The organism is Azohydromonas caseinilytica, assembly GCF_012927045.1.
Lineage (GTDB): Bacteria > Pseudomonadota > Gammaproteobacteria > Burkholderiales > Burkholderiaceae_C > Azohydromonas > Azohydromonas caseinilytica.
Window position 1 is genome coordinate 250,068 of sequence record NZ_JABBFW010000004.1, and the last position, 22,855, is coordinate 272,922.

The 22,855-nt window shown below is 72.6% G+C and carries 18 protein-coding genes and 1 pseudogene; 9 read left to right on the forward strand and 10 right to left on the reverse strand.

Annotated features, from left to right (window positions below; all coding sequences use genetic code 11):
- Position 1: 1 nt before the first annotated feature.
- A complete protein-coding gene (locus HHL10_RS08240) occupies positions 2–2,092 on the forward strand; it encodes a VC_2705 family sodium/solute symporter (RefSeq protein WP_169159867.1) in 2,091 nt (696 codons plus the stop codon).
- 246 nt (positions 2,093–2,338) lie between these two features.
- Here HHL10_RS08240 and HHL10_RS08245 read toward each other — a convergent pair whose 3' ends face one another.
- Positions 2,339–3,250 carry an alpha/beta fold hydrolase gene (locus tag HHL10_RS08245; protein WP_169159868.1) on the reverse strand — a complete coding sequence of 304 codons (912 nt, stop codon included), beginning with the start codon at positions 3,248–3,250 and terminating at the stop codon, positions 2,339–2,341.
- 127 nt (positions 3,251–3,377) lie between these two features.
- Between HHL10_RS08245 and HHL10_RS08250 the strand changes: the two genes are divergently transcribed.
- The 6 genes from HHL10_RS08250 to HHL10_RS08275 all read left to right on the forward strand — a co-directional run bounded on the left by HHL10_RS08250 (position 3,378) and on the right by HHL10_RS08275 (position 11,809).
- Positions 3,378–5,201, forward strand: coding sequence for an acetate--CoA ligase (locus HHL10_RS08250; protein WP_169159869.1), 1,824 nt, complete (start codon positions 3,378–3,380; stop codon positions 5,199–5,201).
- 99 nt (positions 5,202–5,300) lie between these two features.
- Complete coding sequence (locus tag HHL10_RS08255) at positions 5,301–6,236, forward strand: Hsp20/alpha crystallin family protein (protein WP_169159870.1); 936 nt, start codon at positions 5,301–5,303, stop codon at positions 6,234–6,236.
- 78 nt (positions 6,237–6,314) lie between these two features.
- Positions 6,315–7,382, forward strand: a complete 1,068-nt coding sequence (locus tag HHL10_RS08260; protein ID WP_235971189.1) for an aldo/keto reductase — start codon at positions 6,315–6,317, stop codon at positions 7,380–7,382.
- 16 nt (positions 7,383–7,398) lie between these two features.
- Positions 7,399–7,887 (forward strand): Cys-tRNA(Pro) deacylase, encoded by a 489-nt coding sequence (ybaK, locus tag HHL10_RS08265; RefSeq protein ID WP_169159871.1) that lies wholly within the window; start codon positions 7,399–7,401, stop codon positions 7,885–7,887.
- A gap of 221 nt (positions 7,888–8,108) precedes the next feature.
- Positions 8,109–10,550 carry a hypothetical protein gene (locus HHL10_RS08270; RefSeq protein ID WP_169159872.1) on the forward strand — a complete coding sequence of 814 codons (2,442 nt, stop codon included), beginning with the start codon at positions 8,109–8,111 and terminating at the stop codon, positions 10,548–10,550.
- 179 nt (positions 10,551–10,729) lie between these two features.
- On the forward strand, positions 10,730–11,809 hold the full coding sequence (locus HHL10_RS08275) for a hypothetical protein (RefSeq protein WP_169159873.1): 1,080 nt from the start codon (positions 10,730–10,732) through the stop codon (positions 11,807–11,809).
- A gap of 153 nt (positions 11,810–11,962) precedes the next feature.
- Here the strand turns inward: HHL10_RS08275 and HHL10_RS08280 are convergent.
- The 3 genes and pseudogenes from HHL10_RS08280 to HHL10_RS08290 form a co-directional block, all read right to left on the reverse strand.
- Positions 11,963–12,172: pseudogene (locus HHL10_RS08280) on the reverse strand (dodecin); the annotation flags it as partial.
- A gap of 113 nt (positions 12,173–12,285) precedes the next feature.
- Positions 12,286–12,975 carry a DUF2238 domain-containing protein gene (locus HHL10_RS08285; protein WP_169159875.1) on the reverse strand — a complete coding sequence of 230 codons (690 nt, stop codon included), beginning with the start codon at positions 12,973–12,975 and terminating at the stop codon, positions 12,286–12,288.
- 66 nt (positions 12,976–13,041) lie between these two features.
- Positions 13,042–14,427 (reverse strand): DUF3422 domain-containing protein, encoded by a 1,386-nt coding sequence (locus HHL10_RS08290; RefSeq protein WP_169159876.1) that lies wholly within the window; start codon positions 14,425–14,427, stop codon positions 13,042–13,044.
- Between the two features lie 153 nt (positions 14,428–14,580).
- Between HHL10_RS08290 and plsY the strand changes: the two genes are divergently transcribed.
- Entirely contained in the window at positions 14,581–15,276 is a 696-nt protein-coding gene (plsY, locus tag HHL10_RS08295) for a glycerol-3-phosphate 1-O-acyltransferase PlsY (protein ID WP_169159877.1), read from the forward strand.
- On the forward strand, positions 15,276–15,620 hold the full coding sequence (locus HHL10_RS08300) for a RidA family protein (RefSeq protein WP_169159878.1): 345 nt from the start codon (positions 15,276–15,278) through the stop codon (positions 15,618–15,620). The genes plsY and HHL10_RS08300 overlap by 1 nt, the downstream gene beginning before the upstream one ends.
- 65 nt (positions 15,621–15,685) lie before the next feature.
- Here the strand turns inward: HHL10_RS08300 and HHL10_RS08305 are convergent, their stop codons facing one another.
- The 6 genes from HHL10_RS08305 to HHL10_RS08330 all read right to left on the reverse strand — a co-directional run bounded on the left by HHL10_RS08305 (position 15,686) and on the right by HHL10_RS08330 (position 22,848).
- Complete coding sequence (locus HHL10_RS08305) at positions 15,686–16,315, reverse strand: L-threonylcarbamoyladenylate synthase (protein ID WP_169159879.1); 630 nt, start codon at positions 16,313–16,315, stop codon at positions 15,686–15,688.
- A gap of 54 nt (positions 16,316–16,369) precedes the next feature.
- On the reverse strand, positions 16,370–17,236 hold the full coding sequence (locus HHL10_RS08310; RefSeq protein WP_310734550.1) for a 3',5'-nucleoside bisphosphate phosphatase: 867 nt from the start codon (positions 17,234–17,236) through the stop codon (positions 16,370–16,372).
- A 182-nt stretch (positions 17,237–17,418) separates the two neighbouring features.
- A complete protein-coding gene (locus HHL10_RS08315) occupies positions 17,419–18,501 on the reverse strand; it encodes a PQQ-dependent sugar dehydrogenase (RefSeq protein WP_310734551.1) in 1,083 nt (360 codons plus the stop codon).
- Positions 18,502–18,752: 251 nt separating this feature from the next.
- Entirely contained in the window at positions 18,753–20,048 is a 1,296-nt protein-coding gene (locus tag HHL10_RS08320; RefSeq protein ID WP_169159880.1) for a PQQ-dependent sugar dehydrogenase, read from the reverse strand.
- 167 nt (positions 20,049–20,215) lie between these two features.
- A complete protein-coding gene (gene recJ, locus HHL10_RS08325; RefSeq protein ID WP_169159881.1) occupies positions 20,216–21,946 on the reverse strand; it encodes a single-stranded-DNA-specific exonuclease RecJ in 1,731 nt (576 codons plus the stop codon).
- The gene (locus HHL10_RS08330) at positions 21,943–22,848 is read right to left on the reverse strand and encodes a hypothetical protein (protein WP_169159882.1); all 906 of its coding nucleotides are present in this window, start codon (positions 22,846–22,848) and stop codon (positions 21,943–21,945) included. The genes recJ and HHL10_RS08330 overlap by 4 nt, the downstream gene beginning before the upstream one ends.
- Positions 22,849–22,855 lie beyond the last annotated feature (7 nt).

Below are 22,855 nucleotides of genomic sequence, written 5' to 3' on the forward strand. Positions count from 1 at the left end.
GATGGGCGCGCCCCGATCGCAGCGCTTCTTCCGCGCCCGGCTCGACCGCATCTACCTGGCCTTCGCGCTGAGCTTCGTCGTGTTCGTGGTGCTGCTGGGCGCAGCCGAGCAGGTGTCGGGGCTGTCCAAGCGCTGGATCGGCTTCAGCTTCCTGCTCATGACGGTGCTGCTGTATGCGGGCATCGGCATCCTGAGCCGCACCACCGACCCGGCCGAGTACTACGTGGCGGGCCGGCGCGTGCCGGCCTTCTACAACGGCATGGCCACCGCCGCGGACTGGATGAGCGCGGCCTCGTTCATCGGCATGGCCGGCACCTTGTATCTCAGCGGCTTCGGCGGGCTGGCCTACGTCATGGGCTGGACCGGCGGCTACTGCCTGATCGCGCTGCTGCTGGCGCCGTACCTGCGCAAGTTCGGCCAGTACACGATTCCCGACTTCCTGGGCGCGCGCTACGAAGGGCACTTGCCGCGGCTCATCGGCGCGGCCTGCGCCATCCTGGTGAGCTTCATGTACCTGGTGGCGCAGATCTACGGCGTGGGGCTGATCACGGCGCGCCTCACCGGGCTGCCCTTCGAGGTGGGCGTGTTCGTGGGCCTGGGCGGGGTGCTGGTGTGCTCGTTCCTGGGCGGCATGCGCGCGGTGACGTGGACGCAGGTGGCGCAGTACATCGTGCTGATCCTGGCCTACCTGGTGCCGGTGTGCTGGCTGGCGGCCAAGCAGACGGGCGTGCCGCTGCCGCTGCTGGTGTACGGCGTGCAGCTGGAGAAGGTCAGCGAGCGCGAGCAGCAACTGAAGCTCGACCCGCGCGAGAAGGAGGTGATCGCCACCTTCCAGGGCCGCGCCGACGCCTACGCGCGCCGCCTGGAGAACGTGCCCGCGGCGCTGGTGGCCGAGGTCGATGCCGCCAAGGCGCGCGTGGCGCGGCTGAAGCAGACCAACGCGCCGCAGTCCGAGATCCATGCCGCGGAGCGCGCCCTGGCGCAGCTGCCCAACAGCGAGGCCGAGGCCCGGCAGATGTGGGAGGCGGAGAAGGCGGCCAACGAGGCGCGCGCGCGCCCGCTGGCGGGCATGCCCGAGCACGCCGTGCCCTTTGCCGGCGAGCCCGACGGCGACCCGCTCGCGCGCGGCAGCCCCGAGGCCTCGCGGCGCAACTTCCTGGCGCTGGTGTTCTGCCTGATGGTGGGCTCGGCGGCGCTGCCGCACGTGCTCACGCGCTACTACACGACGCCCTCGGTGCGCGAGGCGCGCGCCTCGGTGGCATGGAGCCTGTTCTTCATCCTGCTGCTCTACGTCACGGCGCCGGCGCTGGCGGTGCTGGTCAAGTACGAGATCTTCAACGTGCTGGTGGGCACGCCCTTCGACCGGCTGCCGGCGTGGATCGCCAACTGGTCCAAGGTCGATCCGGGGCTGCTGTCGGTGTCCGACGTCAACGGCGACGGCATCTTCCAGCTCGGCGAGATGAAGATCGGCGGCGACATCATCATGCTGGCCACGCCCGAGATCGCCGGGCTGCCCTATGTCGTCGCCGGCATGGTGGCCGCCGGCGGGCTGGCCGCGGCGCTGTCCACCGCCGACGGGCTGCTGCTGACCATCTCCAACGCGCTCAGCCACGACACCTACTACCGCGTCATCAACCCCGGCGCCTCCACCACGCGGCGCGTGACGATTTCCAAGGCGCTGCTGCTGGTGGTGGCGCTGGGCGCGGCGGCGGTGGCGGCGCACAAGCCCGCGGACATCCTGTTCCTGGTCTCGGCCACCTTCTCGCTGGCGGCCTCGGCCTTCTTCCCGGCGCTGGTGCTGGGCATCTTCTGGCGGCGCGCCACGCGCGCGGGCGCCTGCGCCGGCATGGTGGCGGGGCTGCTCACCGCGGGGCTGTACATGGTGCTGACCCAGCCCTGGCTGCGCCGCGTGTTCCACATCGACGCGCCGCTGCAGCTGTGGTGGGGGTTGCACCCGGTGTCCGCCGGCGTGCTGGGCGTGCCGGTGGGCTTCGTCGTCATCGTGGTGGTGAGCCTGCTGACCCGGGCGCCGGCGGCCCGGACGCAGGCCGCGGTGAGCGATTGGCGGCACCCCGGGGCATCCCGGACATGACGGTCGTCAATTGAGATGGGTCAAGTCCGGGCCCGCCGGCGCCGCCTAGGCTGCGTCCCGCAAGCACCCTGGATGGAGGCCGACATGCGCATGCTGGAGAGGTTGATGGACCGGCTGGGCGGCGCCGAGCTGCTGCTCGTGAGCCTGGTCGTGATCGGCGTGCCGGCGCTGTTCAGCGCGCTGCTGTGAGGCCGTGGCCCCCTTCGGCATGAGCCCCGCCGCGGGCTCAGTCCGAACGGGATGGGTTCAGCTCCCGGCGTCCAGGAACTCCTCCAGCAGCGCCGCCACGGCCTGGGGCTGGTCGTGGTGCAGCATGTGGCCGCAGTCGGGCAGCAGCGCGCGCTGCAGGCGCGGCAGCGTGGCCATGCGGGCTTCGAAATCCTCGCGCGGGTAGGCCGCGCCCCAGCGCCGCAGCACCTCGGTCTGCTCGCCCTCGACCCACAGCAGCGGCGCCTGGATGCGCTGCCACGCGGCCAGCACCTCCTCCTTGCGGTAGAGCACCGGGTTGACCTGCTTGTGCGCCGGGTCGGCGCGCAGCCGCCAGCGGCCTTCGCCGTCGGGCTCGGCCCAGTGCGCGGCCAGCCACTGCGCCTTGTCGACGCCCAGGAACGGGTCGTTCATCTGCAGCCGGCGCGCCACCGCTTCCAGGCTGGGGTAGGGGCTGAGCCGGGGCGGGCTCTTGAGCTCGTCCAGCCACTTCTCCAGCCGGGACGGCGCCTGGGCCGGGCGGCTGTCGGGCATGCCGAAGCCTTCGAGGTTGACCAGGCGGCGCACGCGCCGCGGGCGCACGCCGGCATAGACCATGGCGACATTGCCGCCCATGCTGTGGCCCACCAGGTCCACCGGTGCGTCGGGGCTGAAGGCGTCGAGCAGTACATCCAGGTCGCCCAGGTAGTCGGGGAACCAGTAGCTGTCGGCGCCGGGCACGCTGGTGCGGCCGAAGCCGCGCCAGTCGGGCGCGATCACCCAGCGCGGCGTGGTGAGCGCGTCCACCAGGAACTGGAAGGACGCGCCCACGTCCATCCAGCCGTGCAGCAGCACCAGGGGCGGACGCTGCGGCGTGGCCAGCGCCGGGTCGCCCCAGCTCTGCACGTGGTAGCGCAGGCGGCGGATGTCGAGGAAGCGGCTGGTGCTCGGGACGCGGGGTTGGTAAGTCATGCGCCGCACTCTAGGCGAGACGGCAGCCGGGCCCCGGGCCGCGCCCGGGCCGCTGTTCCGAACCGATACACAAGCCCGGGTTGCGCCGGGCTGGCGGGCGCCTTGGGCGCTCCTAAGCTGCCTCGCCATGCAGATCGACCCTGACACCCCCCGCGCCGAGGCCGAGGCCTCCGCCACCCCGGACCACCACGCCGCCCTCGTGCAGGCCTGGCGCTGGCGCGTGCCCGCCGACTTCAACCTCGCCGAAGCCTGCTGCGGACGCTGGGCGCGCGACACGCCCGAGGCCATTGCCATCCGGCAGGTGAGCGCGGACGGCAGCGTTCAGACCTGCAGCTACGCGCAGCTGCAGCGCGACGCGAACCGCCTGTCGCACGCGCTGCGCCGCCTGGGCGTGGCGCGCGGCGACCGGGTGGCGATCGTGCTGCCGCAGCGCATCGAGACCGCGGTGGCGCACATGGCCGTGCACCAGCTCGGCGCCATCGCCATGCCGCTGACCACGCTGTTCGGCCCCGAGGCGCTGGAGTTCCGGCTGCGGCACAGCGAGGCCGTGCTGGCGCTCACCGACGAGGCCGGCATCGAGGCGCTGCGCAGCCTGCGCGCCACCGTGCCGGGGCTGCACACGCTGCTGGCCGCTGGCCGCGCCCAGGGCCGCGGCGAGGCGGACACGGTGGACTGGGACGCCGCGCTGGCCGCCGCCCCCGAGGCCTTCGAGTGCGAACCGACCACTGCCGAGGACCCGGCCATCCTCATCTACACCAGCGGCACCACCGGCGCGCCCAAGGGCGCGCTGCTGCCGCAGCGGGCGCTGCTGGGCAACCTCACGGGCTTCGTCGCCAGCCAGAACGGTTTTGACCTCGGCGCACCCTGGGGACCGCCGGCACTGGAGCAGGGCACTGAAGCGGAAACAGCCACGGCGCCGCCCGCGCCCGGCCCGTTCTGGAGCCCGGCCGACTGGGCCTGGACCGGCGGGCTGATGGACGTGCTGCTGCCCACGCTGTTCTTCGGCCGCGAGGTGCTGGCCTACCGGGGGCGCTTCGACCCGGTGCGCGCCTTCGAGCTGCTGCAGGACCACGGCGTCACGCACAGCTTCCTGTTCCCCACGGCCTTGAAAGCCATGATGAAAGCCGTGCCGCAGCCGCGCGAACGTTTCAACTTGCGCCTGCGCGGGCTGATGAGCGCGGGCGAGGCCGTCGGCGACGCGGTGTTCAACTGGTGCCGCGACGAGCTGGGCGTGGTGGTGAACGAGATGTTCGGCCAGACCGAGGTGAACTACATCGTGGGCAACAGCGCCACGCCCACCACGCCGGACGGCCGCCCGGCGCAGGGCTGGCCGGCGTGCCCGGGCAGCATGGGCCGCGGCTATCCCGGGCACCGCGTGGCCGTTATCGACGACGAAGGCAAGGTCTGTCCGCCCGGCGTGGTGGGCGACGTGGCGCTGCACCGGCGCGACGTGCATGGCGACCCGGACCCGATCTTCTTCCTGGGCTACTGGCGCAACGAGGAGGCCACGCGCGCCAAGTTCACCGGTGACCCGGACGACAGCTGGTGCCGCACCGGCGACATGGCGGAGATGGATGCCGAGGGCTACCTCTGGTATCGCGGGCGCAGCGACGACATGTTCAAGGCCGCCGGCTACCGCATCGGCCCGGGCGAGATCGAGAACTGCCTGCTGAAACACCCGGCGGTGGCCAATGCCGCCGTGGTGCCCAAGCCCGACCCCGAGCGCGGCGCGGTCGTGAAAGCCTACGTGGTGCTGGCGCCCGGCTACCAGGGCGACGCGGCCTTGATCGACGAGTTGCAGCAGCACGTGCGCGGGCGGCTGGCGCCCTATGAATATCCCAAGGACATCGAGTTCATCGAGCAGCTGCCGATGACGACGACGGGGAAGGTGCAGAGGAAGGTGCTGCGCGAGAGGGAGGCGGCGCGGGCGGCCGGCTCGACGGACTCGTGATGCGGCGGACCGGAAGCGGGCACGTCTCCTGCCCGCCTCCGGCGCCAGCCCGCCGCAGGGGGCGGCCGTGCCGGCATCACGGATGAGGAGCGCTTCGCCATGGAAAACTCCCAGCAGCAAGGGTCCACCAGCACCCCGTCGTCGTCTCAACAGCAAGGTACGCAGGCGTCCGCCGGCGGTACGCCCGGCAGCCAGCAGGAGCAGTTCAGCAGCGCCTCCGCCGGCCAGCAAGGTGGCGCGGCGGGCATGAACCAGGGCGGCAGCGCCGGCGGGCAGCAGGGCGGCGCCACGGGCGGCCCGCAGGGCGGCGGCTACGGCGAGCAGCAGCCGCCGCGTGGCGGCAATCCCTACACCGATTTCTTCAGCCGCCGCGGCACCAGCCCCTTCGAGCTGCTCAAGCGGCTTGATGAGGACGTGGAGCGCCTGTTCCACCAGTTCATCGGCGGCGGGCGCGAGCTGCTGCGCAGCCGCATGCGCGAGCGCGGCGGCATGGAACAAGGCATGGACATGCCCACGTCCCCCGCCGCCGGCAGCAGCGGCGGCACCGACGAGACCCAGACCGAGGCCGCCGGCGGCAGTGCCGGCGCCTCCGCCGTGGCGCCGATGGCGACCTCGGGCTGGCTGCCGCAGGTCGAGCTCTGCGAGCGCGGCGGCAAATTGCACGTCTCCGCCGACCTGCCGGGCCTGCACCGCGAGGACCTGCAGATCCACTTCGACAACGGCCAGTTGATCGTCCAGGGCGAGCGCCGCACCACGCGCACCACCACCCAGCCCGGCGGCTACTACCGCAGCGAGCGCACCTACGGGCAGTTCCGCCGCGCCATCCCGCTGCCCGAGGGCGTCAACCCCGACACCGCCCAGGCCAGCTTCCACAACGGCGTGCTCGACGTGAGCTTCGACATGCCGGTGCGCCACAACCGCAGCCGCCAGATCCCGATCGGCGAGGGCGGCGGTGCCTCGGCCATGGCCGACAGCACCGGCTCGGCCAAGGGCAACGGTGTCTCCAGCGGCGCGGGCAGCGAGATCGGTCCGTAACACCGTGCGCCGGGCCTGGCCAAGCTGGCGCGCAGGAGCGCGGCCGGGCTCCACCCCTCAATCCAATGGTGCACACTCATGCGCATGCTTGACACCACCGTCACTTTGGGGCGCAGCGAGCTGCGCGTCACGCCCATCTGCCTGGGCACCATGACCTTCGGCGAGCAGGTGGACGAGGCCACCAGCCACCGCATCCTGGACCGCGCGCTGGAGCGCGGCGTCAACTTCATCGATACGGCCGAGATGTACCCCGTGCCGCCCAGCGCCCAGCGCTACGGCGACACCGAGCGCATCCTGGGCAGCTGGTTCAGGAAGCACCCCGGCGTGCGCCAGCGCGTGGTGCTGGCCTCCAAGGTGGCCGGCCCCTCGCGCTACGACTGGATCGGCGGCGGCGTGCCCGACCTGCGCCCGGAACGGATCGTCCAGGCCTGCGACGACAGCCTGCGCCGCCTGGGCGTGGAGTGCATCGACCTCTACCAGATCCACTGGCCCGCGCGCCACGTGCCGGCCTTCGGCGGCGTGTACTTCGAGCCCGGGAAGCTCCAGCCCGTGACCGGCATCGAGGCGCAGCTGCAGGCGCTGGACCGCCTGGTGCGCGACGGCAAGGTGCGCGCCATCGGCCTGTCCAACGAGACGCCCTGGGGCGTGGCCGAGTTCGTGCGCATCGCCGAGCAGGCCGGGCTGCCGCGCATCGCCACGGTCCAGAACCCGTACTGCCTGGTCAACCGCGTGGTGGACAACGGCCTGGACGAGGCGCTGCACCACGCTCAGGTCTCGCTGCTGGCCTATTCGCCGCTGGGTTTCGGTTTGCTCACCGGCAAGTACGACCAGCGCGGCCTCAACGACGTGGACAACCCGGGGCGGCTGGCGCAGTTCGAGTCCATGAAGCAGCAGCGTTGGGGCCGCATCGAGGCGTTGCAGGCCGCGCGCCACTACAACGCCTTCGCGCGCGCCAACGGCCTCACGCCCACGCGCATGGCGCTGGCCTGGTGCTACCGCAACTGGCGCGTGGCCAGCACCATCGTCGGCGTCACCAGCGTGGCGCAGCTCGACGAGAACCTGGACGCCTGGGGCACCGAGCTGCCGCCGCAGCTGCTGCGCGCCATCGACGACCTCCGCTGGACGCACCGCGACCCCGCGCAGTAAGAGGCAGCCGCAGCAGATGGCGAAGAAAGAGAAACACGTCAGCGAGACGCCCGCCACCCAGTTCCTGCGCCGCCACGGCGTGGCCTTCACCGAGCACCTGTACGACTACGTCGAGCATGGCGGCACGGCCGAGTCCGCGCGCCAGCTCGGCGTGGACGAGCACGCCGTAGTCAAGACGCTGGTGATGCAGGACGAGCGCGCGCAGCCGCTGATCGTCCTCATGCACGGCGACCGCCAGGTCAGCACCAAGGCGCTGGCGCGCGAGATCGGCGTCAAGAGCGTGGAGCCCTGCAAGCCCGAGGTGGCGCAGCGCCACAGCGGCTACCTGGTGGGCGGAACCTCCCCCTTCGGCACGCGCAAGGCGATGCCGGTGTTCGTGGAAGCCACGGTGCTGGAGCTGCCCAGCATCCGCATCAACGGCGGCAAGCGCGGCTACCTGGTGGGCCTCGACCCGAAGCTGCTGCCCCAGCTGCTGGACGCCACGGCGGTGCACTGCGCGCTCTGAGGCGCGGCGCCAGGACGCGCCGCCCCGGCTCTCCACGCCGCAGGACGGCTGTGGCGCGGACAGCGTTGAAGTTGCAAAGCTGTCGCTTTGGCGCCGTGAAATCGTTCACGTTCCTTTCCTTAGCAACCTTGGCAGGCCCGTGGCCCAGGGCCGCCTGCTTAAGAATTCAGAAGCACTTCGTTGCAATTAACGAAGTTGCTCAATCGGGATAAGGAAAACAAATGCAACGTGAATGGTTGTGGGCCGCGCTGGTGAGCGCCGGCCTGCTGGCTGCCTGCGGCGGCAGCGGAGGAGACGAGCCGACGCCGGCCCCGGCGAATCCGGGAAGCTCCGGGCTCAGCGTCCAGATGAGCGGCACGGCGGCCAAGGGCCTCATGGCCAACGCGGACGTGACCGCGCATGCCGTGCGCGCCGACGGCACGGTGGACAGCGCCGTGCTGGCAAGCACCACCACCGACGCCAACGGCCGCTACACCCTGAGCTTCCAGGGCGTGCAGGCACAGCCCTATGTCATCAAGGTGACGGCCAAGGCCGGCACGATGCACTTCGACGAGGTGGCCAACGACTGGAAGCCGCTGCCGGCCGGCTTCACGCTGCGCTCGGTGTTCGTGCCCAGCGGCAGCGGCACCGTGAGCACCAGCATGAACGTGACGCCGTTCAGCGAAATGGCCGTGGCGGCCGCGGCCAAGGCCCAGGGCGGCCTCAACGGCGCCAACGTGGCGCAGGCGCGCTCGAACGTGGTGCAGCTGCTGGGCTTCGATCCCACTGCCGTGGACGTCAAGACCATCGGCGCCGCGACGACCGTCGAGCAGCAGAAGCTCGGCGTGCTGCTGACCGCGGTGTCCCAGCTCGCGCATGACGGCGCGCTGGGCTGCGTCACCGGCTCGGACGCCGAGAAGACCCGCTGCGTGGTGGAGGCGCTCGGCGCCGCCAGCTCCACGGGCACGCTCAAGCTGACCCAGGGCAGCACCGACGTTTCCGCCGCGCTGGCCCGCGCCGCCCGCGCCGTGCTGGCCAGCCCGCAGCTCAATCCCGGCGGCAAGGTGCCGGACGTGGTGCTGGCCAACGTGCTGGCCAAGCTCAACTGCAGCGGCAGCAGCTGTGCGCCGGCCGATGCCGGCACCGTTCCCCCGGCCAATCCGACGGGCCCGGCCATCGCCGCGGCCAAGCAGCTGTTCAACAGCCTGCGCAGCGACTGGCGCGAGCTGTTCGCGTCGGGCAATGCCACGAACCCGTCCGCCTTCGAGGTGCAGGCCAGCCGCTTCGAGGAGTCGATGCGCGGCGTGCAGGCGCCGGTGGAGATGCTGGTGAAGGATGCCGGCGTCATCCTGATGGGCATCGACCTCTACAACGACTTCAAGGCCGGCCGCACGACCCAGCCCTGGCGCGGCCGCGCCGCGGGCGCCTTCGTGGACAACTTCGCCTCGGGCTACTACGGCTACTACTCGCCCAGCGCGGGCTACAACGCGGTGAGCTGCCAGCTCACCCAGGACAGCGCCGGCGCGACCGTCGCCTCCACGGCGGCCAACGCCAACTTCATCAGCTGCCGCGCCAGCTACTACGTGGGGCCGTCCTCCTTCACCCCGAGCTATGCCTATGCCGACTTCGCGCACGGCTTCACGCTGACGCCGGCCAGCACGGCCGGCCAGTTCGCGTACCAGTCGCGCTCCCGCTACCGTCCCCTGGGCGCGCCGTCGAGCACCACCATGCCCGGCACGGCCCTCTACGGCGGCAACGTGTCCACCACGGCCGACGCCCAGGGCCGCGTCACCGGCTTCAGCATCACCGGCGAGCTCCCGGGCGCCTTCGCCAGCGGCGGCACGACGCTGGTCAACACCTCGCACCGCTGGAACCTCAGCGGCACGCGCAGCCTGGCCAGCACCCAGGCGGTCACGGACAGCCTCTCCGGCGAGGTGGTGGCCCGCAACGCCGACGGCAGCACGCAATCGACGCTGCAGATCAAGTCGGGCAGCGTGACGCAGCTGCCGGTGGCGCGTGACGCCGCCGACAACATCGTGGCGCCGGGCAGCTCCGCCGCCGTGGCGGCGGCGGGCACCGAGGTGGGCGCGGCCACGCTCAACGTGGTCTGGGCCACGCCGGGCGCGGAGTTCGAGGGCCGCGTCGCGGCCACCGAGCCGGCCTGGGACAAGTCGCAGACGCTGCTGGCGCCCACCCGGCTGGAGATCGCCGGCGCGCTGCGCACCGTCAACGGCGCCAGCAAGACCGAGTTCTTCGCCGGCAGCTTCACGCTCGGCCTCGCCGGGCTGGCCGCCTACGACCAGCGGCAGCCCCACGGCGCCGACAACTTCGTCACGCTCACCGGCAGCCTGCAGGGCAAGGCCACGGCCCCGAGCCGGCCGCAGCTGGAGCTGGGCGTGGCGACCTCGGTGCAGAGCCACCTGCGCGTGCCCTCGGTGGTGGTGGTGGACTACCGCAGCGTGGTCAACGGCAAGCCGAAGCTGGCGGTCAGCGTCTCGGCCAGCCGCAACGACGCCGGTGCGCTGGTGCTCAACCTGAGCGAGGCCACCGCCGGCCTGGCGATGAGCGTGACCGAGAACGACGCCACGGCCGACCTGAAGCTGAACAACGGCAGCGTGATCGGCCGGCTGGAGCGCAACGGCCGCATGACCTACGTCGACGGCAGCTTCGAGTCGCTCTACTGAGCCGCCTGGCCCCTGCGGGGGCCGTTTCGCCGGGAGGCCGGGGACGGTGTCCCGGCCCATCCCGAAGGGCCGCCGCGGCGGCCTTTTTACTTGCATCACGGCCTGGCCCGATCCGTGTGGGCGGGCCGCCTTCATTCCCACCCATGACCTCCCGCTCTCTACGTGCCGCGACCCGCCGCGTGCTGCTCCCGCTCGTGCCCCTGGGCCTGGCCTGGACCTGCGCCCAGGCCGCGGCCGAGGCCGAGCCGGCCTGGCAGCTCCAGGTGCGCACCGACCACCACAGCGACGTGCTGACGCTCGACGAAGTGGACGACGAGGCCTACGAGCGCGCCCGCGCCCGCGGGCGGCAGAACCTGGTCTATGTCGAGGACGAGGTGCGCCTGGGCCGCAGCTTCGGCGGCTGGCACCTGGCCCTGGTGGGGCGCAGCAGCGCCACCCTGGTGATCAACCGCGACGCCGTCGAGGCCGTGGCCCAGATCGCCGGCCGTCCGGCCGAGGGCGACCGGCGCTGGCAGACCTCGGCGCGGCTGCGCGGTTTCAACGGCGCCGGCGTGGAGCTCGGCCACAGCCTGGCGCTGGGCGGACCCTGGCGCCTGGGCTGGTCGGCGCAGGCGCTGGCCTTGGGACGGTTGCAGCACCGGGACATCAGCGGCCCCGTCCGCTACGACGCGGCGCGTGACAGCTTCGACTTCGACCTGCGCCTGCACACCGCCTACGACCAGCTGGACTTCCCGTTCCAAAGGAGCTTCGCGGCCCGTGGCGCCGGGCTGCTGTTCGGCGCGGAGCTGGGCTGGCAGGGCGAGGGCGTGGCGGTGGCGCTGTCGGTGCGCGACCTCGGCTGGCTGCGCTGGAAGGGTCTGCCGCAGGAGGAGGCGCAGCTGTCCTCCAGCGCGCAGCAGCGCGACGCCGACGGTTTCCTCGTCTACAAGCCGCTGATCCAGGGCCGCAACAGCCAGCCCACCTACACCACGCACTGGCGCGCGCGCTGGGCGCTGCGCGGCACCTGGCAGGCGCGGCCCGACACGCTGCTGAGCGCGTCCGTGCAGACGCTGCCCGGCTTCGACGGCGTGCTGCCGGCCGTGGGACTGCAGCAGCGCTGGTCCGGCGGCGTCACCACCGGGCTGGGCTGGCGCTTCCACGAGCGCCGCGCCCTGGCGTCCGTGGGCTGGAAGGGCTGGCAGCTGGAGGCTGGCGCCGATGCGCGCGGCGCCAGCCAGCACTCGCGCGTCATCGGGCTGAGCTACGGCATGGCGCTGTAGGGCGCGCCCGCCGCGCGCGCATGAACGAAAAAGGCGGCCCCGTGGCCGCCCGTGCGTGCGCTGGCCTGAGCGGCCTCAGGCCGTGCCGATGCCGCTGACCCCGCCGGCCTGCGCGCCGCCGCCGGTCGCGCTGGCATCGCCGCCGTCGGGCGTGTCGGGCGCCAGCCGGAAGCCGACCTTGAGCGTGACCTGGTAGTGGGCGATGCGGCCCTCGACCACATGGCCGCGCGTCTCGGTCACCTCGAACCAGTCGATGTGGCGCACCGTGAGCGCGGCGGTCTCGATGGCGTTGCGGATGGCGTCGTCGGTGCTGGTGGTGGAGGAGCCCACCAGATCGATGAGCTTGTAGACGTGGTTCGACATGGGTTGTTCTCCTGGCCGCGGGGTTGGACTGCGGCGGCCCTGCGACGGCAGGCGCCGGCGGCGCGGCCAGCCTACGGGGCAAGCCGCCTGCCGGCTGCACGGGCCAACCCGGATCAGGTGGCGGCGCGGCGGTCGCCGGTGCGCGCCTGGGCCGGCCGGCGCGCCGGGGCCGCGGCCTCGGCCGGCGCCGCCATCTGCCGGTCCTGCAGCCGCGACAGCAGCGCCAGCGCCAGCACCGCGCCCAGCAGCGCCATGAGCATGTCGGCCTGGCTGTCCCAGGGGTCGCCCTGCATGCCCAGGAAGTCCTGCGGCGAGCTGCCGAACAGCAACGCGGCGCGCCACTGCGCGATCTCGTACAGGGCGCTGAGCGCCAGCGCCGCGCAGGCCGCCAGCACTGCGGCCGCACCCCGGTGCCTGACCCAGCCGCGGCGCAGCAGCAGCTCGCGCAGCACCATCGCCGGCACGAAGCCCTGCAGGAAGTGGCCGATGCGGTCGTAGGGGTTGCGCGAGAGCTGCAGCCAATGCTCCAGCCAGAAGCCCAGCGGCACGCGCTGGAAGCTGTAGGCCGCGCCGGTGAGCACCACCAGCGCGAACAGCGTCAGCAGCAGGTAACTCAAGGTACTCAGCGGAAAGCGCCGGTAGCTCAGCCACAGCACCGCGGTGACGGTGGCCACCAGCCCGGCCTCGGTCAGCCAGAGCAGGCGGCCGTAGGGTTCCAGCCCCGAGAGCACCAGCGCGGCCAGCACGGCCAGGGCACAGGCGACATGGACCGGGTTGCGCGTTGCGTCGTTGTTGTTGTGCATGGCGGGTCTCCAGGACGCGAACTGCCGTCCTGTCAACCCCCTAGCATTCGGGGTGCCTGCTTGAAATCAGTGGCCGCCCAGGCGCTGGTGCAGCTGCTTGAGAAACCACCACACGCCGCCCACCACCGGCGCCACGGCCAGGCCCACCACCACATCGGCCGGCGGCATGACCTCGGCCAGTGCCGGCAGGCCCTTGGCGGCCTTGGCCAGGTAGCCCACCAGCCCCAGCGCGTAGTAGCTGATGGCCACCACCGACAGGCCTTCCACCGTCTGCTGCAGGCGCAGCTGCAGCTGCTGGCGGTGGGCGAAGAGCTTGAACACTTCCTGGTTGGTCGCCTCGCGCTGCACCTCCACCCGCACACGCGCCAGGCTGACGGCGCGGTTGATGCGGTCGGCCACGTCGGTGAGCCGCGCGTCGGTGCTCTCGCACAGCGCCATGGCCGGCGCGAAGCGGCGGCCGAAGAAGCCCGACAGCGTCTGCACGCCCTCGATGCGGCGCTCGCGCAGGTCGGCCAGGCGGCGCTGCACGATCTGGTGGTAGGCGCGCGTGGCCGAGAAGCGGTAGCGGGTGCGCGCGGCGCCATGCTCGATCTCGGCGGCCAGCTTGGTCAGCGTCTCGAAGGCCGCGGCGTCGTCGTGCTGGTCCTCGTTGGCCATGGCGTCCACGGTGCGCTGCAGCGTGCGCTCGATGCTGCCCAGCGCCTGCGCCTCCTTCTGCGCCACCGGGAAGCCCAGCATGGCCAGCATGCGGTAGGTCTCGATCTCGCACAGGCGCTGCGCCTCGCGCGCGGCCTGGTCGGGCGGCAAGCCCATGTCCAGCAGCACGAAGCGCGTGAAGCCGTCGCCGCGCAGGCGCAGGTCGGTGAAGACCACGCCCTGGCCGTCGGCGATGACGGCGCCCAGCAGCGGCGCGCCGTCCTCGCCCGCGCCGTCGCTGCCGCTGCCCAACGCGGTGGCGATGCGCCGGCGCAGCCGCGGCAGGTTGTCCTCGTCGGCCTGCAGCAGCAGCACGTGCGCGGCGGCGATCATGGGCGTGCCCTCGGGCGGCGCCAGCGCGCGCACGAAGGCGGTGGGCAGCAGCTCGGTGGCGGCGGCATGCTCCAGCAGCTCGTCCAGGTCGCCGTCCTCGGGCGTGCCGCCGGGCAGGTGCAGCGGGCGGTTGACCTGCCAGCTCACGAACTCGCCATGGCGCTCGAAGCGCAGCTCGAAACGCGGCGTGTGCAGCACATGGTGGCGCGCCTGCGGCGGCGGCTCGGGCTGGCCGCTGGCGCGGCACAGCTCCACCAGCGCGGCCTCGGCCTGCGCCACGCTCATGCCCCACTGTGCCCAGGACGACACCACGCAGGGCGTGCGCACCGGCAGGGCGGGGCGGGCGTGCAGTTCGCCGTGCAGCTCGGTGTGGCTGCGCGGCAGCCAGGCGGTGGCGGCGAGGGATTCGGTGAGGGTGTTCATGCGCGGGCGGGGACTTCGAGCGCGCCACTGTAGCCGCCCTCACTGACGCGCCCGATAAACGCAGGCATGGCCCGGCACCATGTCAAGGGCCGCGCCTGTCCCGACGCTTACACTGGCGGGCTTTCAACTGCCTGCACACTGCAAACAAGGGACATGGAGCTGCTGTCGAGCCTGCTGATCCTGCTCGGGGCCTACCTGCTGGGATCGTTGTCCTTTGCCGTGATCGTGAGCCGGCTCATGGGCCTGTCGGACCCGCGCAGCTACGGCTCCAAGAATCCGGGCGCCACCAACGTGCTGCGCTCGGGCAACCGCAAGGCCGCGGCGCTGACGCTGCTGTTCGATGCGCTCAAGGGCAGCGCCGCGGTGCTCATCGCCCAGGCCCTGGCGCCGCGCCTGGGCTGGGGCGACAGCACCGTCGCCTTCGCCGGGCTGGCCGCCTTCGTCGGCCACCTCTGGCCGGTGTTCTTCCACTTCAAGGGCGGCAAGGGCGTGGCCACGGCGCTGGGCGTGCTGCTGGCGCTCAACCCGCTGCTGGGCCTGGCGACGCTGGCGACCTGGCTGATCATCGCCTGGTTCTTCCGCTACTCCTCGCTGGCCGCCATCGTCGCGGCGGCCTTCGCCCCGTTCTACGAGCTGCTGATCTGGGGCCCCAGCATGACGGCGCTGGCCATCGCGGTGATGGGCCTGCTGCTGATCTGGCGCCACAGCGGCAACATCAGGAAGCTGCTGGCCGGTACCGAGAGCCGCATCGGCCAGAAGGCCGCGCCGGCGGCTTCGTCCGCGGCGGCGGCCAAGCATGCGCCCTCGCATGCGCAGCCCAAGCACCGCAAGCACAAAGGAGCAAAGTGATGGTTCAACGCTTCGACGTCGGCGCACGCCTGTCGGAAATGGCGGTGCACAACGGCACCGTGTACCTCGCCGGCCAGGTGCCGACCGACGCCAGCGCCGACATGGCCGGCCAGACCCGCCAGGTGCTGGACCAGATCGACGCGCTGCTGGCGCGCGCCCACACCGACAAGAGCCGCCTGCTGATGGTGCAGATCTTCATCAAGGACCTGGCCGAGTTCCCGGCCATGAACGCCGTCTACGACGCGTGGGTGGCCGACGGCCACGCGCCCCCGCGCGCCACGGTGCAGGCCGCGCTGGCGAATCCGGACTGGAAGCTGGAGATCGTGGTGACGGCGGCGCTGTGAGCGTGCTTCACCTGTGAAAACGGCCGCCCTGGGGCGGCCGTTGTGTTTTGCGGTTCAGTGCGGGCTCACAGCTCCAGCCCCAGCGCCGACGCATCCCCGCGCCCTTGGCGCACCAGCGCCGGCTCGTCGCCGGAGAGGTCGATCACGGTGGTGGGCGCCATGGGGCAGGCGCCCGCGTCCAGCACGGCCTTCACCTGCTTCTGCAGCCGCTCGCGAATCTCCTGCGGGTCGTTCAGCGGCTCCTCCTCGCCGGGCAGGATCAGCGTGGTGGCCAGCAGCGGCTGGCCCAGCTGCTCCAGCAGCGCCTGCGTCACGCGGTGCTCCGGCACGCGCAGCCCGATGGTGCGGCGCGAGGGGTGCGACAGCCGCCGCGGCACTTCCTTGGTCGCCTCCAGGATGAAGGTGAAGGGCCCGGGCGTGGCCAGCTTCAGCAGCCGGTACTGGCGGTTGTCCACGCGCGCGTAGCTGGCCAGCTCGGAGAGGTCGCGGCACAGCAGCGTGAGGTGGTGCTTTTCGTCCACCTGCCGGATGCGGCGCAGCTGCTCGGCCGCGGCCTTGTCGTCGAGGTGGCACACCAGCGCGTAGCTGGAGTCGGTGGGCACGGCGCAGATGCCGCCGCCGTGCAGGATCTGCGCCGCCTGCTTGAGCAGGCGCGGCTGCGGATCGTCGGGGTGGAGTTCGAAGTACTGGGACATGCGTGGATTGTCCGCCGCGCCCCGCTTTCGCTCCGGTGTTGCGAGGGCCTTGGCTCAGGGCGTGTGCACGCGCTCGGCCAGCAGCTCCCACGCCGGGATGAGCTTGGCGGGCAGCCGCGGCAGCGTGCCCAGGTCGGTGTGGCTCTCGTCGGGGCTGTGGAAGTCGCTGCCGCGCGAGGCGTACAGGCCGTACTCCAGCGCCATGTCGGCGTACTTGCCGTACTCCTCGGGCCGGTGGCTGCCGGTGACCACCTCCACGCCCTCGCCGCCGTGCTCCTTGAACTCGGTGAAGAAAGCGTGCTCCTCGATGGGCGAGAAGCCATAGCGGCCGGGATGGGCGATGACGGCCATGCCGCCGGCGCCCTTGATCCAGCGCAGCGCGTCGCCCAGCGCCGCCCAGCGGTGCGGCACGAAGCCGGGCTTGCCGTCGGCCAGGTAGTGGCGGAACACCTCGGGCGTGTTGGCGCACACGCCGGCCTCGACCAGGTAGCGCGCGAAGTGCGTGCGCGACACCAGCTCCGGGTTGCCCACGTACTTCAGTGCACCCTCGTAGGCGCCCTCGATGCCCACTTCCGCCAGCGCCTGCGCCATCTCGCGCGCGCGCTGGCCGCGCCCGCCGCGCGTGGCGGCCAGGCCCTGGCGCAGGCCCGCGTCGTCGATGTCGAAGCCCAGGCCGACGATGTGCACCGTCTTGCCCAGGAAGGTCACCGAGATCTCCACGCCGCTGAGGAAGGGCATGCCCAGCTCCAGGGCCGCGCGCCGCGCGCGGTGCTGGCCGCCGATCTCGTCATGGTCGGTCAGCGACCACAGCTGCACGCCGTTGGCGTGGGCCCGGGCGGCGACGCCTTCCGGGGTCAGGGTGCCGTCCGACACGTCCGAATGGCAGTGCAGGTCGGCGTTGAGTTCGTTGGCTTCAATCACCCCGGGATTGTAGGCAGCGGGGCTTTTCCCCCCATTCGAGCGCTTGTTGGGACGGCCCGGAATCGCGGGCGGCTGCACCAAGCCGGGCCTGGATTGTGTCCTGTGAGTTCACGAGCTCCACATGTGCCGGCATTGAATGGGAAGACTGGCAACCCCAGTTCCACAATCCAGGCGCGGGCCGTTCAACGCTGCACCCGCAGGATCTGGCCTGCGTCCTCGTCGGTGAGCAGGTAGAGCCAGCCGTCCGGGCCCTGGCGCACGTCGCGCAGGCGCCGGCCCACGTCGAGCAGCCGCTCGCGCTTGAGCACGGTGCTGCCGTTGAGCGTCAGGCGCCACAGCGCCTTGTCCGCCAGCGCGGCCACGAACAGGCTGCCCTGCCATTCGGGGAAGCCCTTGCCGGTATAGAAGGCGATGCCGCCCGGCGCGATGGAGGGCGGGCCCCACCAGGTCAGCGGCGCCTTCTGGTCGCCCGACGAGGTACCGCCGCCGATGGGCTTGCAGTTTTCGATCGGGGTTTCGTACTCGCAGCCGTAGGACACCCGCGGCCAGCCGTAGTTGCCGCCCGGGAGCACGAGGTTGATCTCGTCGCCGCCCTGCGGGCCGTGCTCGCTCTCCCACAGCTGCCCGGTGACGGGGTGGATCGCCAGGCCCTGCGGGTTGCGGTGGCCCAGGCTCCAGAGCCCCGGCGTGCCGCCGCTGACCACCGGGTTGCCCGGCGCCGGGGCGCCGTCCGTGGTGAGGCGCACGATCTTGCCCAGCCCGCTGCCGGGTTGCTGTGCCTGGTCGCGCGTGTCGGGCTCGAAGCGGTCGCCCAGTGTCACCAGCAGGTAGCCGCCGCGGTCGAACAGCAGCTTGCCGCCGTAGTTGCGCTCGCCGCCGATGCGGGGCGACTCGGTGTAGATGACGCGCCCGTTGACCAGGCTACGCAGGTCGGGCGTCAGCTCGCCGCGCCACACCACCACGCCGTTGCTGTCGCTGTCGCTGTTGCGTTGCACGTAACTGAGGTAGATGCGCCGGTTGGTGGCGAAGGCGGGGTCCAGCACCACGTCGAACAGCCCGGCCTGCAGCGGCGGGTCCTCCTTCAGCGAGCTGGCGAAGACGTCCGCCGGCACCCCGGCGATGGGAGCGGACAGCGTGGCGCCGTCGGCGCTGACGTGGCGCAGCCGCCCCGGCCGCTCCGTCACCAGCATCGAGCCGTCGGACAGGAAGGCCAGGCTCCACGGGCGCACCAGCCCGTCGCGGAACGGCACCACCTTGGGCGCCACGGCCGGCGCGGGAGCGGGGGCCGGTGCTGGTGCTGGTGCCGGTGCTGCGCTTTCCGTGCCGCCGCCACCCCCCGCCGCCGCAGCCCGCCACGGCCGCGGCCACGCCCAGGGCCAGGGCGGCGTGCCAGAGCCGCCGCACGCGGCCGGGCAGGGGGCGCTGGAAGGGAGTGGGGATGGCGTCGCCCACGGGGGCCGAGGGCGCCCGACAGGGCGAGGGAGCAGCTTGCATCGTGTTCATGGCGCTCCCTCCTTCAGCGGGCGATGCGCAGGATGCGGCCGTTGTCCTCGTCGGTGAGGAGCAGCAGGGCGCCGTCGGGGGCCTGGCGCACGTCGCGGATGCGCCGCCCCAGGCCGTGGTAGAGCATGAAGCGCCCGGTGACCTTGCGGCCGCTGAGCGTGAGGCGCCACAGCGCCGTGCCCGCCAGCGCGCCCAGGAAGAGGTTGCCGCGCCATTCCGGGAACATCGCGCCGTCGTAGAAGGCCATGCCGCTGGGCGCGATGGACACCGGCCGCCACACCGTCAGCGGCTGGTCCAGGCCCGGCGCCGAGGTCCGGCCGCCGACCGGGGTGCAGCTCTCGGGCTGGGTGCCGTACTCACAGCCGTAGGAGATGCGCGGCCAGCCGTAGTTGTGGCCGCGCTCGATGACGTTGACCTCGTCGCCGCCCTGCGGTCCGTGCTCGTTCTCCCACAGCTCGCCCGTGAAGGGATTGAGCGCCAGCCCCTGCGGGTTGCGGTGGCCCAGGCTCCAGATCTCCGGCCGGGCGTTGGGATGGCCGACCCAGGGGTTGTCCTCGGGCACGCTGCCGTCGCGGTTGATGCGCGCGATCTTGCCGTGATGGTGGCTGAGCCACTGCGCCTTGATGCGCTCGCTGTCGGCGCGGCGCTCGCCCATGGCGATGAAAAGCTTGCCATTGGGCGCCAGCGCGATGCGCCCGCCGTAATGGGCGTCGCTGATGCCCAGCCCCACCTTGGGATGGGCGCGGAACAGCACCTGCAGGTCGCGCAGGCTGCCGCCGGCCAGCCGCGCGCGCGCCACCGCCAGGCCCGTGGCATTCCAGCGCCGGCCGGTGCCGCGCTCGGCATAGCTGAGGTAGACCCAGGTGTCGCCGCCCACCACGTCCACCGCCACGTCCAGCAGCCCGCCCTGGCCGCCGACGAAGAGGCGCGGCGGCAGCCCGGTGATAGTGGCGATGCCGGCGCCGTCGGCGCTGACGCGGCGCAGCCGGCCGGCGCGCTCGGTCACGAGCAGGGAGCCGTCGGGCAGGAAGGCCAGGCCCCAGGGATGGTTGAGCCCGGCGCGCAGCGTGCGCGCCACCGGCAGCGCCGCCCCGGCCACCGCCCCGCCGTCGGCGGCCGGGGCGGCCTGGGCCGCCTGCTCCAGCGCCGCGGGCTGCTCGACGCCGCCGGCATCGCCGCCGCCGCCGCAGGCCGGCAGCAGCCCGCCGAGGCCCGCCGCACCCGCCCAGCCGGCCAGCCGGCTGAGCACCTCGCGCCGCGAACGATCCGCGGCGCGCACGGGTTCCCCCGCGCCTTGCTGAACACGCATACGCACCTCAACGACGTCTTTGTTCCGAACGCAACTGCATCGGCCAGCCGCTGCTGTGGCGGCGGCTCGATATGCGTTTTTCAGCACTCGACGTGCCCGGCGCGAGCAAGCGGGCGCCCGGCCCTTCTCCCGAGGGGGGCTGGGGAAAACCCCGGTGTGGCGGCGGCTCAGCCTTGCGCCTGCACCACCATCTGCAGCCGCTGCTGGCCCTGCCAGGTTTCCAGCGCCAGCCGGTAGGCCAGGCGCGCGGTGTCGGGCAGCGGCGTGACGTGGTTGAACCAGATGGCGTCGCGCAGCACGCCGTGCACGCGCAGCCGCAGCTTGAGGTGGCGCTCGCCCACCAGGCGCTGCGCCACCACCTGCACCTCGTCGCAGAACAGCGGCGCGTCGAAGGCCTGGCCCCAGACCTGCGCCTCCAGCGCCATCACGGTGGGGGCGTCGAAGTACTGCGGCGGCAGCGGCCCGTCCACGGGCAGCCGGCGCTGCAGCGCCGCGGCGTCGAGCTGCTCCTGCGCCACCGCCACCAGCAGCTGCGCGAAGCGCGGGAAGTCGGCTTCGCTCAGCGTGCAGCCGGCGGCCATGGCATGGCCGCCGAACTTCAGCAGCAGCCCCGGCGCGCGCTTGCTGACCAGGTCCAGCGCGTCGCGCAGGTGGAAGCCGGGGATGGAGCGGCCCGAGCCCTTGAGCAGCCCGTCCTGGCCGCGCGCGAACACGAAGGTGGGGCGGTGCAGCCGCTCCTTGAGCCGGCCGGCCACGATGCCGACCACGCCCTCGTGGAACTCGGGGTCGTACAGCGCCACGGCGGCGGGCGAGTCCTGCTCCTCGCCTTCGGGCGCGAGCTGCACCAGCAGGTGCTCGGCCTGCTCGCGCATGCCGGCCTCGACCTCGCGGCGCTCGCGGTTGATGGCATCGAGCTGCTGCGCCAGCTCGCGGGCGCGCGCGCTGTCGTCGGTGAGCAGGCACTCGATGCCCAGCGTCATGTCGGCCAGCCGCCCGGCGGCGTTGACGCGTGGGCCCAGCGCGAAGCCGAAGTCGAAGGCGCTGGCGCGCTGCGGATCGCGCCCGGCGGCGGTGAACAGCGCCAGGAGGCCGGGCTGCATGCGCCCGGCGCGGATGCGCTTGAGGCCCTGCGCCACCAGGCGGCGGTTGTTGGGGTCCAGCTTCACCACGTCGGCGACGGTGCCCAGGGCGACGAGGTCGAGCAGGGCGTCCAGGCGCGGCTGCGTGGCGGCGTCGAAGCGCCCGCGCGCGCGCAGCTCGGCGCGCAGCGCCAGCAGCACGTAGAACATCACGCCCACGCCCGCGAGCGACTTGCTCTCGAAACCGCAGCCGGGCTGGCTGGGATTGACGATGACGTTGGCCTCGGGCAGCAGCACACGCTCGCCCTCGACGGCGGGCAGGTGGTGGTCGGTGACGAGCACGTCGATGCCCAGCTGCCGCGCATGCGCCACGCCGGCGAGGCTGGCGATGCCGTTGTCCACGGTGACGAGCAGGTCCGGCCGCAGCGGGAGCGCCAGGTCCACGATGGTCGGGCTCAGGCCGTAGCCGTGCACGGCCCGGTCCGGCACCACGTAGCACAGCGTGTCGGGCGCGGCGCCGAGCATGCGCAGGCCGCGCAGGGCCACGGCGCAGGCGGTGGCGCCGTCGCAGTCGTAGTCGGCGACGATGCAGATGCGCCGGCCCGCCTCGATGGCGTCGGCCAGCAGCGTGGCGGCCTCGGCGCTGCCGCGCAGCGTGGCCGGTGGCAGCAGGCGGTTCAGGCCGTCGTCCAGCTCCTCGGCTTCGCGCACGCCGCGGGCGGCAAACAGGCGCGCCAGCAGCGGGTGCACCCCGGCCTGCTCCAGCGCGTGCACCGCGCGCGGCGGGACGTCGCGCGGCTCCAGTACGGGTTCGGTCATAGCGTCTCCAGCAGCGCGGCGGCGCGGCCGGCGCGCGGGCCGGCGAAGCGCTGCCACCAGCGTTTGGGCTGGGCTTCCAGCGTCAGCGCCGTGCGCTCGCCGCACAGCACCAGGTCCCCCTCGCCACCGCCGGCCAGCGGGGCGATGACTTCGGCGTCCAGCGCGGCCCAGGCCTCGCGCCAGGCGTCCCAGTCCTCGTTCAGGGCCGGCGTGCGCAGCCGCTCGTCCACGCGCGGCGCGGTGCCGGTGACCGGCTGCGCCGCGCCGCAGCCGCTGAGCCACAGCCCGTTGACGGGCAGCTCGCCGGCCATCTCGCGCGTCGCGTTGAGCGGATGGGTGAAGAAGAGCATCTGCACCTCGTTGAGCAGCCGGCGCAGCAGCCGCGGCTGCTCGGGCAGGTCGCGGTGCAGCGCGTGGCCGATGAGGCGGTCCGGCGCCGCGGTGGGCAGCTCTTCCAGCAGCGGGTGCGCCACCAGCCAGTTCAGCGGCCCATGCCAGTGCAGCGTGAACCCCTCGCTGGTGAACAGCTCGGCGGCGGCGTCGAAGAGCTCGCGCGACTCGGCCTCGGTGAGGCCCAGCAGCTGCGGGTCGGTCAGGCCGATGTGGTCGCTGCCCATGAGCAGGTGCACGGGCGTGAGGCGGCCCCAGGCGGCGTCGGCGGGCAGCCCGGCGGCGGCGGCGTCCTGCGCGGCCCAGGGAATGAGCCCGTCGCTCACGCTCCAGCCCAGTGCCCGGGCCAGCGCGCGCTCGTGCGGCGGGGAGAGCGAGGCCTCGTCGCCCGCGTCGCGCCCGGCCTCGCGCCAGTGGGAGAGCAGGGCATCCAGGTGGGGCAGCTGCAGCGACTGCAGGGCTTGCCGGCCGGCATCGGACAGCGGCGCGGCAAAGGGAATCAGCAAGAGCATGGGCCGG

Coding starts and splice junctions, on each gene's coding strand:
- ybaK (WP_169159871.1), top strand. CDS start 7,399: ATGGCGAAGAAAGAGAAACACGTCAGCGAGACGCCCGCCACCCAGTTC.
- HHL10_RS08285 (WP_169159875.1), bottom strand. CDS start 12,975: ATGCACAACAACAACGACGCAACGCGCAACCCGGTCCATGTCGCCTGT.
- HHL10_RS08330 (WP_169159882.1), bottom strand. CDS start 22,848: ATGCTCTTGCTGATTCCCTTTGCCGCGCCGCTGTCCGATGCCGGCCGG.
- HHL10_RS08320 (WP_169159880.1), bottom strand. CDS start 20,048: ATGCGTGTTCAGCAAGGCGCGGGGGAACCCGTGCGCGCCGCGGATCGT.
- HHL10_RS08240 (WP_169159867.1), top strand. CDS start 2: ATGGGCGCGCCCCGATCGCAGCGCTTCTTCCGCGCCCGGCTCGACCGC.
- HHL10_RS08250 (WP_169159869.1), top strand. CDS start 3,378: ATGCAGATCGACCCTGACACCCCCCGCGCCGAGGCCGAGGCCTCCGCC.
- HHL10_RS08305 (WP_169159879.1), bottom strand. CDS start 16,315: ATGTCCCAGTACTTCGAACTCCACCCCGACGATCCGCAGCCGCGCCTG.
- recJ (WP_169159881.1), bottom strand. CDS start 21,946: ATGACCGAACCCGTACTGGAGCCGCGCGACGTCCCGCCGCGCGCGGTG.
- HHL10_RS08255 (WP_169159870.1), top strand. CDS start 5,301: ATGGAAAACTCCCAGCAGCAAGGGTCCACCAGCACCCCGTCGTCGTCT.
- HHL10_RS08300 (WP_169159878.1), top strand. CDS start 15,276: ATGGTTCAACGCTTCGACGTCGGCGCACGCCTGTCGGAAATGGCGGTG.
- HHL10_RS08270 (WP_169159872.1), top strand. CDS start 8,109: ATGCAACGTGAATGGTTGTGGGCCGCGCTGGTGAGCGCCGGCCTGCTG.
- plsY (WP_169159877.1), top strand. CDS start 14,581: ATGGAGCTGCTGTCGAGCCTGCTGATCCTGCTCGGGGCCTACCTGCTG.
- HHL10_RS08290 (WP_169159876.1), bottom strand. CDS start 14,427: ATGAACACCCTCACCGAATCCCTCGCCGCCACCGCCTGGCTGCCGCGC.
- HHL10_RS08260 (WP_235971189.1), top strand. CDS start 6,315: ATGCGCATGCTTGACACCACCGTCACTTTGGGGCGCAGCGAGCTGCGC.
- HHL10_RS08245 (WP_169159868.1), bottom strand. CDS start 3,250: ATGACTTACCAACCCCGCGTCCCGAGCACCAGCCGCTTCCTCGACATC.